The sequence below is a fragment of the Eikenella sp. Marseille-P7795 genome, assembly GCF_916618725.1.
Taxonomy (GTDB): domain Bacteria; phylum Pseudomonadota; class Gammaproteobacteria; order Burkholderiales; family Neisseriaceae; genus Eikenella; species Eikenella longinqua.
Genome location: NZ_CAKAJZ010000001.1, coordinates 386,345 through 398,919 on the forward strand (window position 1 = coordinate 386,345; position 12,575 = coordinate 398,919).

The following is a 12,575-nucleotide window of genomic DNA, read 5'->3' on the forward strand; positions in this document are numbered from 1 at the left end:
TCAGTCAAACGAACGGGGCAGGCGGCTCATCTGCGTTGAGGCTACCTGAAAACTATTTGGGCGAAACACGGTAGGTGTGTGGCGCAGCCACGTACGCAGATAGGGAGGTTCAAGCAACGCTTGTTAAGGCATAGCTTCAACATCAGTTAAAATAACCGTATCATTTTTCAGGTAGCCTGCCGAGGAAAACATGATGGAAGAACCCAAACAAAATCATCACAACAACCCCACCGCCAAACCGCCGTATTCGTGGCGGGTGCTGATTATTTACAGCCTGTTCGGCTCGCCTTTGGGATCGGTATTGCTGCTGCTCGGCCTCGGTTTAACCGACCCTCATCCGGAGCAGGCTTTTCGGCTGATTCCCATCGCCGTTTTGCTCGGCTACATGGCGGGCGGCATCCCCGCCACCCTCACCGGATTGCTGGCCATGCTGCTGCGCCTGAAGCGCAACCTGCCTGGCATCGCTGCCGTCACGGCCATCGGCGCGCTGCTGTCGGGCATGTGTTGGTTAGTGATGGACATATTCAGCGGATTGGCCTTTACCGCCAGCGGCGCGGCAGCGGCTTTCGTGTTGTCGGCATGCCTGCCCAAGCCGGCGGAATAATTTTTCAGGTAGCCTTTGCCTGCGTTGAGGCTACCTGAAAATTTCGCCGCGCAGCAACGCCGCTTCGGCTTCGCCCAAACATTTTTAACTTCGTTGAAGCTCACGCTTTCAGGTAGCCTATAATCCGCCCGTTTCCCTTCCCGCAAACTATTTTCACGGATTCCCTATGCCCGCCGATATGCTCACCCAAGCCCGCCGTTTTTCCCTTTGGCTGTCGCGCCAGCTCGACAGCGGCCAACTCGATACCGCGCGTTTGCAGCCCCTGCTCGAAGCGCCCTTGCGCCCGCAGGATTTTGCCGGCTTCGCGCCGTGGGCCAGCATCGCCGCAGCGGCAGACGAAGCCGAGCTGGCGCGGCAGCTGCGCCTGTTGCGCCGCTATGTGCTGGCGCAGATTATGGTGCGCGATTTGTGCGGCGCCGCGCCGCTGGCGGAGGTAACCGAATCGATCACCCGCCTGGCCGATTTCGCCGTGAACACCGCGCTCGCTTTCGCCGAGGCGCACTACGCCGCGCTCTACGGCACGCCCATCGGGCGCTATAGCGGCGCGGCGCAGCATTTGAGCGTGGTGGCCATGGGCAAGGCCGGCGGCTTCGAGCTGAATGTGTCGTCCGACATCGATTTGATTTTCGTCTATCCCGAAGCGGGCGAAACCGACGGCCGGCGCAGCCGCAGCAATCAGGAGTTTTTCACCAAGGTGGGGCAGAAGCTGATTGCGCTCTTAAACGACATCACCGCCGACGGCCAGGTGTTCCGCGTGGATATGCGCCTGCGGCCGGATGGCGACAGCGGCGCGCTGGTGCTCAGCGAAACCGCGCTGGAGCAATATCTGATTGTGCAGGGGCGCGAGTGGGAGCGCTATGCCTGGTGCAAAGGCCGCGTGATCACGCCTTATGAAAACGGCATCCGCAGCGTGGTGCAGCCCTTCGTGTTCCGCAAATATCTGGATTACAGCGCCTACGAAGCCCTGCGCGGCCTGCACCGCCAAATCCGCAGCGAAGTGAGCAAAAAGGGCATGCAGGGCAACATCAAGCTCGGCGCCGGCGGCATCCGCGAAGTGGAGTTTGTGGCGCAGATTTTCCAAATGATACGCGGCGGGCAAAACCGCAGCCTCCAGCTCAAAGGCACACAGGAAACGCTCGCCGCGCTGGCCGAAGCCGGCATCCTCGCGCCCGAAGCCGCCGCGCGCCTGCTCGAAGCCTACCGCTTCCTGCGCCGCCTCGAACACCGCCTGCAATACTGGGACGACCAGCAAACCCAAACCCTGCCAGAAAGCCCCGAGCAGCAAGCCCTGCTGGCCGAAAGCATGGGCTTTGCCAGCTACGAAGTCTTTTCAGGTAGCCTCAACGAACACCGCAGCCATGTGGCCGAACAGTTCAACCACATCCTCAGCAGCCCCGAAGAAGCCGAAAGCGCCGCCGGGCAGCCGCTCGACGAGCTGTGGCAGGGCGAAGCCGATGCCGCCGAATGGGCGGGCGAGCTGGCCGGCCTCGGCTTCGAGCACGCCCAAGCCACTGCCGAAAGGCTGGCGCAAATCCGCAGCAGCAGCCGCTATCGGCATTTGTCCGTGCGCGGCCAGCAGCGTTTCGATGCCGTGCTGCCGCGCGTGATTGCCGCCGCCGCCGAAAGCAGCCGCCCCGCCGACGCCCTGCCGCGCCTGCTCGACTTCCTCGACAGCATCAGCCGCCGCTCCGCCTATCTCGCCTTTTTGCAGAAATACCCCGCCGCCTTAAAGCAAGTGGCCGAGCTGATGGCGCAAAGCCCCTGGCTGGCCGAATATTTGCAGCAACACCCCGTGCTGCTCGACGAATTATTGTCGGCCCAGCTCATGGAGCGCCCCAACTGGCCGCAATTCATCGGCGCGCTTTCAGGTAGCCTGCAAGCCGCCGGCGACCCCGAAGCCAAAATGGACGTGCTGCGCCGCTTCAAACACGCGCAAACCTTCCGGCTGACCGTGCAGGATTTGGCCGGGCTCTGGCCGCTCGAAGCCCTCAGCGACCAGCTCTCCTACCTGGCCGACATCCTGCTCGAGCACACCCTGCAACACGTATGGCAGGCCATGCCCAAAGTGCACCGCCCCATGCCGCAATTCGCCATCATCGGCTACGGCAAGCTCGGCGGCAAAGAGCTGGCCTATGCCTCCGATTTGGATTTGGTGTATCTGTATGACGACAGCGCGCCCGAAGCCGCCGACGTATACAGCAAATTCGCCCGCCGCCTCACCACCTGGCTCTCCGGCAGCACCGGCGCCGGCACGCTCTACCAAACCGATCTGCGCCTGCGCCCCAACGGCGACAGCGGCTTCCAAGCCCACAGCCTCGAAGCCTTCGCCAAATACCAGCACGAAAACGCCTGGATTTGGGAGCACCAAGCCTTAAGCCGCGCCCGCTTCGTGGCCGGCAGCCCCGAAGTGGGGCGCAAATTTGAAGCCATCCGCCGCCAAATTCTCAGCCTGCCGCGCGACGAAGCGCAACTGCGCCAAGAAGTGGCCGACATGCGCAACAAAATGCTGCCCACCCACCCCGCGCACGAAAGCAACGTGAAATACGCGCGCGGCGGCGTGGTGGACGTGGAATTCATCGTGCAATTCTGGGTGCTGCTCCACGCCCGCCGCTATCCCGAGCTTTTGGAAAACTACGGCAACATCGCCCTGCTCGACATGGCCGCCCGCCGCGGCCTGGTGAGCCCCGAAGCCGCCGCGCGCACCGCCGCCGCCTACCGCCACTACCGCCAAGTGCAGCACCGCCAGCAGCTCCACGGCGCCGGCGCCGTGCAGGTGGATGCCGCCCTGCTCGCGCATTATGCCCAAGTGGCCGAACTGTGGCAGACCGTATTCGGCGAAGCCATCCGCTAGAGCAGGCAAGGAAAAGGCTACCTGAAAAATGTCCGCTTGGCAGAACTTTGCTGCGCGGCATTTTAACTTCGTTGGAGCTCACGCTTTCAGGTAGCCTTTTGGGTTTGGGCTTACGGCTGGGAAGAGGCAGCGGGTTCGCTGGCTCGAGGCGGCGGGATTAAAACTTTACTCGCAAAAATAACTGTTTTCTGTTCATACGAATTTTCATCAGGGCAGCGTATCCCCCTGCCCCAAGGGTTTGGATTCTGCTCAAATTTGGAATAGCCTAATTCTGGCACAAAGGCATACATGGTTTTCTCAGCCATCAATTCATTGGTTTGGGTGTCAATCACCTTGATGGTTGTTCCCGCTATCCAATGTTTGCGGTTTTCCCAAGAAACATCGTTTTCGTAGGTAACAGCATAACGGGCGCGGGGATGGGGATTAGGCTGTTTATCCATAACCCAATTTCGATCCTCTCTTCGCGTACTGTAACGAATAATTGAGCCGTCTTTTTGTATAACATCAATATAAGCATACCTTGGTAACCCACTTGTAGCCCAAAGAAAAAACTCCTCAATATATGCCTCACGATCAAATTCACTCTCCACCGCCGCATCCTCCCACATCTGGTCTTTCCGCGGGTTGTAGAAGCTGTCTTGGTATTTCTCCCCCTCCCCGCGCACTTTCAGCAGCAGGATGCCGTCCACATTGTCTGCGGTGCGGTAGATCTTCTCGCCGGCGTTTTGGCACAGTTGGTCGAAGCGGGCTTTGGCAGGGTCGTAGCGTTTGCGCCATTCGGCTTCAGCCGCTTCGGCTTCCTGCCTCTCCTGCATTTTTTCTACCTGCCCTACCGCATAAAGCAGCCCGGCCACAACTAGCCCAGGCAGAAATATTAACTGCGGATTTTTATTAAATAATTTGGGGTTTATCTGATAACAGGCAAAACTCACGGCCACGATCAGCAATATTATCCCGCCCCAATGAAGCAGGTTATAAACAAAGAGGAAATCCTGTTCAGTAAACATGAATATTTGATTTACCTAAAATTAATGATAAATCCTACCTGAAAACGGCGTGCGAGCATAGCCCGGGCAAGATTGCTGCGCCGCCAAACCGCCCGCCGCCCAGCGCCAATCCAATCACGCTGCCGTCGGCTGAAGGCGAAAAGGCTACCTGAAAAACCGCAAACCGTTTTTCAGGTAGCCTTTTGCTGTGCCAAGCATCCGGGCTTATAAGCCGAACACACCCGTATCGCCCGCGCCCTGGCGGATGAGCTCGGTGCCGTTGGTCATGTCGATCACCGTGGTGGGCTCGGTGCCGCACCAGCCGCCGTCTATCACCAAATCCACGGCGTGCTCGAGGCGGTCGCGGATTTCGTAGGGGTCGGTTTGCGGCTCGGTGTCGCCGGGCAGCATCAGGGTGCAGGAGAGCATGGGCTCGCCCAGCTCGGCCAAGAGCGCGAGGGCGATGTGGTTATCCGGCACGCGCAGGCCGATGGTTTTGCGCTTGGGGTGCAGGGTGCGGTTGGGCACTTCTTTGGTAGCGGGCAGGATGAAGGTGTAGGCGCCCGGGGTGGCGGCTTTGAGCTGCCGGAATTGGCTGTTGTCCACCTTGGCATAGGTACCCAGCTCGCTGAGGTCGGCACACATCAGGGTGAGGTGGTGGCGCAAGTCGATCTGGCGGATGGCGAGGATGCGCTCCATCGCTTCTTTGTTGCCCATCTGGCAGCCGAGCGCGTAGCAGGAATCGGTGGGATACACGATAACGCCGCCCTGGCGCACGATTTCGGCGGCCTGCTTCACCAGCCGCTCTTGCGGGTTTTCAGGGTGGATTGCGAAAAACTGTGCCATGGCGGCCTCCTGCAAATCGGTGGGTGCGAAAGGGTGTATTTTAATCCTTCGGCGGTCGGCTTGTCTTGCTTTTGCGCGGGCGGCAGGCTACCTGAAAAAGAGCGCGCCCCCGCGCTTGGGGCACGCTTCACGCCGGCGGTGTTTTTTAACCGCGCTGAAGCTATAGCGAATCAAATTGGCTTTCGATACTAGGCAGCGAGCCGCAGGCAGTACAGGAGTACGGCAAGGCGAGCTAACGCCGTAGCGAAAGTTAAGTTGGTTCGCTATAACGCTTTCAGGCAGCTTTTAAAATCCATTTACCTGTTTAAACCCAAGCCAACGGCAGGCTACCTGCCGCTTGCTATAATCTGCCCGCATGAATGAACGCCACACCCATACCATGTTTGAAAAAACCGCCCGTTTCCTCCTCCCCGCCCTGCTGCTGGCCGCCTTCGGCATCAGCGCCGCCACCGAAACCCCAAGCGCCGAGCCCAAAGCGCCCACCGACATCGCCTACCTCTGCCAGCTACCCAACGGCCAAAGCGTGCGCACCGCCCTGCCGCAAGGCCGCTGCCGCCCCGTCCGCGCCAGCAGCCAACATGCCGAAGCCGCCGCTTCCACGCCCGCCGCAGCCGACACCGTGGCCATCCCCAACGGCCGCCCCACCAAAGAGCAGGCCGACAACGGCGAGCTGCCCGCCGTGTGGCAAGAGGCCGTGGCCGCCGCCAGCGATGTGCAGCTCGCCCAGCCCGTGCCGATGCGCGTTACCCTGCGACAGCAGCCCGTGCGAGCCGCCGCCATCCGCTCCGCGCCCGTGATGGTCGCCGCCAAACCGCTTACTCCCAAACAAATCATCACCCGCGACATCCAGCGCGAAGAGCGCGCCCTCGCCCAAGCCGAACGCGAGCTGGCCAACGCCCGCCGCCACCACCAGGCCGACCGCGCCGGCAACCTGCAAATCCAAATCGCCGACCGCCGCTCCGGCCTGCATTCGCTGCGGCAGGAATTGCGCCGGCATCAATAAGCCGGCTTGTCTGCCCATTCAAACTATCCATTTTTCAGGTAGCCTTTCCACAGCAAAAGGCTACCTGAAAATCTTTCGCCCCCGGCCACACAGTTGCACGCCGCCCGAGAACATGGCAGGCTACCTGAAAAATCTTTCCGAGGATCAACCATGTTTCAGGTAGCCCCTTCTTTTGCCCGCCGGAGATGCGCATGAGCCGTCAAACCATCATTATCATCGGCGGCAGCGGCTTCATCGGCCGCGCGCTGGCTGCTTCCTATCAGGCAAGCGGAGACCGTGTGCTCATCGTGAGCCGCGATCCCGCCCGCGCCCGAGCCGCCGACCCGCGCTTCGAATATATCGCCGCCCTGCACCACCTCTACGACACCATCCGCCCCGACGTGCTCGTCAACCTGGCCGGCGCTTCCATAGGCGAAGGCCGCTGGACGCCCGAACGCAAACAAGAGCTGCTGCACAGCCGCCTGCAAACCCTGCGCGCGCTGGCCGGCTGGCTGCCCAAGCATCCGCAGCCGCCGCGCCTCATCATCCAAGCCTCCGCCGTGGGCTACTACGGCTACGGCAGCGCCCAAGGCTGGCCGCCCTGCACCGAAGCCAGCCCGCCGCAGAAAGTGTTTGTGTCGCAGCTGTGCCAGCAATGGGAAGCGGCTTCGCGGCAATTGCAGCAGAGCAGCGGCATCCCCGTGGCCGTGTGCCGCTTCGGCGTGGTGCTGGGCGAAGGCGGCGGCATCTTGCCGCGGCTGCTCCAGCCCGTGCGCTGGTGTGCCGGCAAAATCGGCAGCGGGCGGCAGCCTATGGCGTGGATTCATTTGGGCGACGCGGTGGCCGCCATCCGCTTTTTGGCCGGGCAACAACACAGCGGCTGGCAGGCCTACAACCTCACCGCGCCCGAGCCCGCCAGCCAGCTCGATTTCGCCCGCGCCGCCGCCAAACGGCTGCACCGCCCGCTGTTGTTCCCCATTCCCGAAAAGCCCTTGCGCCTGATGCTGGGCGAACAGGCCGATTTGCTGCTCGACGGCCAACAGGTGCTGCCGCAGGCCTTGCTGCGGCAGGGTTTCCGCTTCCGTTTCCCCAATATCGGCAGCGCGCTGGACGACCTGCTGGGCTAGGCTTGCCCGATTCAATCGTTAGCCGCCTTAAAATCAGGTAAAATAGCGCTTTCCGTTTTCCCTTTTTCCCTTTCCCGAAAGCCCGAACATGAGCCAACCCCTCAGCTACCGCGATGCCGGCGTGGATATCGATGCCGGCGACCAACTGGTCGAAAACATCAAACCGTTTGCCAAGCGCACCCTGCGCCCCGAAGTGTTGGGCGATTTGGGCGGCTTCGGCGCACTGGTGGAAATCAGCAAGAAATATGAGCAGCCCGTGCTGGTGAGCGGCACCGACGGCGTGGGCACCAAGCTGAAGCTGGCTTTCGAATGGGATATCCACCACACCGTGGGCATCGATTTGGTGGCCATGAGCGTGAACGATATTTTGGTGCAGGGCGCCGAGCCGCTGTTTTTCCTGGATTACTTCGCCTGCGGCAAGCTCGATGTGGCGCGCGCCACCGATGTGATTAAAGGCATCGCGCAGGGCTGCGAGGAATCCGGCTGCGCGCTGATTGGCGGCGAAACCGCCGAAATGCCCGGTATGTATCCCGAAGGCGAATACGATTTGGCCGGCTTCGCCGTGGGCGTGGTGGAAAAAAGCAAGGTCATCAACGGGCGCGGCATCCGCCCCGGCGACGTGGTGCTCGGTCTCGCCTCCAACGGCGCGCATTCCAACGGCTATTCCCTTATCCGCAAAATCATCGAGCGCAGCCATCCCGATTTGGATGCCGAGTTCGACGGCGGCCAAACCCTGCGCCAGGCCGTGATTGCGCCCACCCGCCTGTATGTGAAGCCGATTTTGGCTGCGCTGGAAAAGTTTGACATCAAAGGCATGGCGCACATCACCGGCGGCGGCCTCACCGAAAACATCCCGCGCGTGCTGCCCGATAACTGCGTGGCGCAAATCGATGCACAATCTTGGCCGCTGCCCAAACTGTTCCAATGGCTGCAACAGGCCGGCAATGTGGACATGCAGGAAATGTACCGCACCTTCAACTGCGGCATCGGCATGGCCGTGATCGTGCCCGCCGGGCAGGCCGAAGCGGCGCAGGCCTTCTTCGCCGAACAGGGCGAAACCGTGTACCGCCTGGGCGAAATCCGCCAACGTGCAGGCGAGGAGCACCAAACGCAGGTGGCGTAAATTTTTCAGGTAGCCCCACCGCAACGGGAAGGCTACCTGAAACTATAACTCATTATTATTCATAAAGTTAAAGAGAGAAACAATGGGCGTTTACCGCTGCAACCATTGCAAACAGCTGGGCGAACACGCCATCCAACAGGGGGCGGTTTGCCAAAAATGCGGGCAACCCGTTACCGTTTACGACACCGTGTATTTCATCGGACAGCTGATTAGCCGCTATGCCGCCGCCATGCGCGAATTGAATGCATTGAAGGAGCAAGAAAGCGAACAGCCTGCCGGCGGAGAGGCAAACGAAGCTGCTCAATCGAATGAAACCAATCCGCTGCACGGCATCAAATTATCGGATACCGAAGTGCTGAGCACGGCACAGCAACATTTCGGGCTGGCGCAATGGTTCGGCAGCAGGCAGATTGTCCCAAACTTTGATTATTCCGCTGTGGATATGAGCGGCTATTACGATGAAGCTGCCGAGCGTATCGGGCAATATTACGGCGTATTCAAAGACATCATCGGCAGAATCACTTGGGCATACCGCAACAGCCACAGCGGGCTGAATTTGGATTTGAAAAAATATTCGCAAAAAGAAGCCCAGCAAATCAACAACACCTGCCGCGAGTTCTACAGCCACACCCTGTTTTCCCGCTATGCCTATCAGAAACAAGACAAACTCATCCATCTGAAACTGCAAAGCGCCGCACCTATCCGCCAATTTTTCAGCGGCGAGTGGCTGGAATGGTATGCGCTCGGGCAAGTATTGAAAGAGGCCAAGCAGCGGGGCAAGTCCTATTCTTTCTCTTGCGCCAGAAGTGTGGAAATCCGCTTCGCCAACGAAGATTTGCATGAATTGGATGTCGTTTTCCTGCCTGCAGACAAACAACCCCTAATCATCGAATGCAAAACCGGCGAATACCGCCGCAATTTAGACAAATACCTCAATCTGCGCAAACGGCTGAATATCCCAGCCGAAAACTTTATTCTATTGGTTACCGATATAGATGAAGCGCAAGCTAAAGCATTTAGCAGTATGTATGAATTAACATTCCTTACCCTGCCCATGCTGCCTGAACATATCAAGGCGCTAATGTAGGCAAAGGCTACCTGAAAAATCCCATCCATTATTCCAACAAAGGCAACAACATCATGGCAAAAAACATCGTAGTCATCGGCGCGCAATGGGGCGACGAAGGCAAAGGCAAAATCGTAGACTGGCTGGCCGAAGAATGCGCCGGCGTGGTGCGCTTCCAAGGCGGGCACAACGCCGGGCACACCCTGGTGGTGAACGGCAAAAAAACCGTGCTGCGCCTCATCCCCAGCGGCATCCTGCATGAAAACCTGCATTGCTACATCGGCTCCGGCGTGGTGGTCTCCCCCGAAGCCCTGCTCGGCGAAATTGATGAGCTCACCGCCGCCGGCGTAAAAAACGTGGCCGGCCGGCTGCACATCGCCCCCACCTGCCCCATGATCCTGCCCTACCACGTGGCGCTCGACCACGCCCGCGAAGCCTCCAAAGGCGCCGGCAAAATCGGCACCACCGGCCGCGGCATCGGCCCGGCCTATGAAGACAAAGTCGCCCGCCGCGCCATCCGCCTCGGCGAACTGGCCGACATTGGCCGCCTCGCCGACAAACTGCGCGCCAACCTCGAGTTTTACAACATGCAGCTGCAACACCTGCACGGCGCCGAGCCCATGCAATTCGACGACGTGATGGCCAAAATCGACAGTTTCAAAGCGCGCATCCTGCCCATGCTCGCCGACGTATCGCGCCGCCTGCACGACACCCTCCAGCGCGGCGAACGCCTGCTGTTTGAAGGCGCGCAAGGCACCCTGCTCGACATCGACTACGGCACCTGCCCCTTCGTTACCTCGTCCAACTGCTTGGCAGGCGCCGCCTCCACCGGCGCAGGCGTGCCCCCGCAAGCCCTGGATTACGTGCTCGGCATCGTGAAGGCCTACACCACCCGCGTCGGCTCCGGCCCCTTCCCCACCGAGCTGTTCGACGACACCGGCGCCGGCCTGGCCGAACGCGGCAACGAATTCGGCTCCGTTACCGGCCGCGCCCGCCGCTGCGGCTGGTTCGACGCCGCCGCGCTCAAACGCGCCATCCAAATCAACGGCATCAGCGGCCTGTGCATCACCAAGCTCGACGTGATGGACGGCATTCCCGAAATCAAAATCTGCACCGGCTACACCCTGCCCGACGGCAGCACCACCGACATCCTGCCCTTCGGCAGCGACGCCGTGGCCGGCTGCACCCCCATCTACGAAACCCTGCCCGGCTGGAGCGAATCCACCTTCGGCGTGCAAAGCTTCGACGCCTTGCCAGAAAACGCCAAAGGCTACCTGAAACGCATCGCCGAAGTGTGCGGCGCCCCCATCGCCATCGTTTCCACCGGCCCCGACCGCGTGGAAACCATCGTGCTGCAACACCCGTTTGCCGCCTAAGCCGCCGCGCGAAAAGGCTACCTGAAAATCCCGGCTTCGCAGAAACTTTGCCGTGCCCTGTTCCCACTGCGTTGCAGCCTTTTTCAGGTAGCCTTCCGCTTGCCCGGTTTGCAAGGGTGAGCGGAGCTTGGCAAGGCAAGACGGCCGCCCTCAGCGCCCGTGCAGGCCGCATGGCAACCGTTGCCCCCACTTGCCCAAGTACCAAAAGGCTACCTGAAAACGCAAGCTTCAACAAAATTCAAATCCAAACCAAGGAACCCTCATGACGCAACAACACACGCCGCCGCCCCGCCCGCATTCCCCCGCCGCCGCCTTCGGCGCGGAATGGCGGCGCTGGCGCATGGCCTTGATTTGCGGCCTGCTTGGCGGCGTGCTGGGCGTGCTACCCTTGGCCGCGTATCTGCTGCTCACGGGCAAAGCGGCGGGCGGCACAGGCCTGCTGCCCCGCCTGCTGCTGTGGGGCTTCCTCTACGGCGCCGTGCCGGGCGCGCTCACCGGTCTGGCCGTGTCGCAGCTCGGTTTGCGGCGCAACAAAAAAGGCGCGGCAGCCATGACGCTGATCGGCGCGGCCATTGCAGCGGCCTTCAGCACGTTTGTGGTGCTGGTGGATTGGCCGCAGGTCGATATGCAGATGCGGCTGCTGGCGGTGGCGGCATTTGCCGGCTGCGGCGCGGCGGCAGCCTTGGTGCTATCGCGGTTTCTGCCCAAGGCGTGAGCGGGCGGGCGGCGGGTTTTTCGGCTGTGCAAAACATCGTGGCAGCGAAAGCCGCTTTGCTCATTTTCAGGTAGCCTCTTCTGAGCAAAGGCTACCTGAAAATAGCCAACACCGATGCAACAAACCGGCTGCGCAGCAACAGCATGGGCGGGCTGCCGTTTATATCTCGAGTTGAGTGTTTGTTCCAGCTGCGGCTCACTTGAATTTTATCGGGATTTTTGGTATACACGGCCAGCAGTCTGATCGTGTTTTCATTAGAAATATCCCAACCCTGAAAGAGGTATCCAAAATGCGTGTTTCCCAATCTGCCCTTGTTGTGTTGTCTGCTTTGGCCCTGCTCGCCGCCTGCCAAAAAGATCCCGAGCCCACCCCGCCGCCGCAGGCGCAGGAACAAGCCCCCAACCCCAATCCCGCGCCGCCTGCCCCCGAACCCGCTTCCAGCACCAGCCTAATCCGCGAGCCGGCCGCCCCGCAGCAGCAGCAAGACCCGGCAGCAAATGCCATCCAGTCCAAACCGTTTGGCGAAGGAGGCACGCTGGCTTTAACCAAAGTGAAGGTGGTCGGCCAGATTCTGAATGTGGAATTTATGTATATTCCGCCCAAAAATGAAAGCGGCAATTATAAATTCACTAATGAGCATTCTGGCAAGGTTGCCGATTTTGCCTATATCGACGAAAGCACCAGCAAACGCATCAGCCTGCTGCAAGACGAAAGCGGCAAATACATGACCGACCCTGCCCCCGGCGTGAGCAATACAATAAGTCTCACAGGCAGTTCGCCCAAAATCATCGCGCTGAAATTCCCCGCCCCGGCCGCCACCACGCCCACCATCACCATCGATTTCCCCGGTGCGGGCTCGTTTGATTCGGTGCCGGTGAGCCGCTGATTTCCACCCGGCG

General features: G+C 60.4%; 12 protein-coding genes. 9 read left to right on the top strand and 3 right to left on the bottom strand.

What is annotated here, in order from left to right; genetic code table 11:
- Positions 1-190 precede the first annotated feature (190 nt).
- The gene (locus LG371_RS01920) at positions 191-604 is read left to right on the top strand and encodes a hypothetical protein (protein WP_225747577.1); all 414 of its coding nucleotides are present in this window, start codon (positions 191-193) and stop codon (positions 602-604) included.
- 166 nt (positions 605-770) lie between these two features.
- The gene (gene glnE, locus LG371_RS01925) at positions 771-3,455 is read left to right on the top strand and encodes a bifunctional [glutamate--ammonia ligase]-adenylyl-L-tyrosine phosphorylase/[glutamate--ammonia-ligase] adenylyltransferase (RefSeq protein WP_225747578.1); all 2,685 of its coding nucleotides are present in this window, start codon (positions 771-773) and stop codon (positions 3,453-3,455) included.
- Between the two features lie 110 nt (positions 3,456-3,565).
- On the opposite strand, the gene LG371_RS01930 is transcribed toward glnE, so the two are convergent.
- Positions 3,566-4,462: a hypothetical protein gene (locus LG371_RS01930; protein WP_225747579.1), complete on the bottom strand. Its 897-nt coding sequence runs from the start codon at positions 4,460-4,462 to the stop codon at positions 3,566-3,568.
- Between the two features lie 204 nt (positions 4,463-4,666).
- The gene (locus LG371_RS01935; RefSeq protein ID WP_067590804.1) at positions 4,667-5,287 is read right to left on the bottom strand and encodes an L-threonylcarbamoyladenylate synthase; all 621 of its coding nucleotides are present in this window, start codon (positions 5,285-5,287) and stop codon (positions 4,667-4,669) included.
- A gap of 355 nt (positions 5,288-5,642) precedes the next feature.
- Between LG371_RS01935 and LG371_RS01940 the strand changes: the two genes are divergently transcribed.
- Positions 5,643-6,290: a hypothetical protein gene (locus LG371_RS01940; protein ID WP_225747580.1), complete on the top strand. Its 648-nt coding sequence runs from the start codon at positions 5,643-5,645 to the stop codon at positions 6,288-6,290.
- Positions 6,291-6,313: 23 nt separating this feature from the next.
- Here the strand turns inward: LG371_RS01940 and LG371_RS12200 are convergent, their stop codons facing one another.
- Positions 6,314-6,442 (bottom strand): hypothetical protein, encoded by a 129-nt coding sequence (locus LG371_RS12200; protein ID WP_255593045.1) that lies wholly within the window; start codon positions 6,440-6,442, stop codon positions 6,314-6,316.
- Between the two features lie 39 nt (positions 6,443-6,481).
- Between LG371_RS12200 and LG371_RS01945 the strand changes: the two genes are divergently transcribed.
- The 6 genes from LG371_RS01945 (at position 6,482) to LG371_RS01970 (ending at position 12,562) form a co-directional block, all read left to right on the top strand.
- Positions 6,482-7,396, top strand: coding sequence for a TIGR01777 family oxidoreductase (locus LG371_RS01945; protein ID WP_225747581.1), 915 nt, complete (start codon positions 6,482-6,484; stop codon positions 7,394-7,396).
- Between the two features lie 88 nt (positions 7,397-7,484).
- Entirely contained in the window at positions 7,485-8,519 is a 1,035-nt protein-coding gene (purM, locus tag LG371_RS01950) for a phosphoribosylformylglycinamidine cyclo-ligase (RefSeq protein WP_225747582.1), read from the top strand.
- A gap of 82 nt (positions 8,520-8,601) precedes the next feature.
- A complete protein-coding gene (locus LG371_RS01955) occupies positions 8,602-9,606 on the top strand; it encodes a hypothetical protein (RefSeq protein WP_225747583.1) in 1,005 nt (334 codons plus the stop codon).
- Positions 9,607-9,659: 53 nt separating this feature from the next.
- The gene (locus LG371_RS01960; protein ID WP_225747584.1) at positions 9,660-10,961 is read left to right on the top strand and encodes an adenylosuccinate synthase; all 1,302 of its coding nucleotides are present in this window, start codon (positions 9,660-9,662) and stop codon (positions 10,959-10,961) included.
- Between the two features lie 262 nt (positions 10,962-11,223).
- The gene (locus tag LG371_RS01965; RefSeq protein WP_225747585.1) at positions 11,224-11,676 is read left to right on the top strand and encodes a hypothetical protein; all 453 of its coding nucleotides are present in this window, start codon (positions 11,224-11,226) and stop codon (positions 11,674-11,676) included.
- Between the two features lie 289 nt (positions 11,677-11,965).
- Positions 11,966-12,562 carry a phosphoribosylglycinamide synthetase gene (locus tag LG371_RS01970; protein WP_225747586.1) on the top strand — a complete coding sequence of 199 codons (597 nt, stop codon included), beginning with the start codon at positions 11,966-11,968 and terminating at the stop codon, positions 12,560-12,562.
- Positions 12,563-12,575: the final 13 nt, after the last annotated feature.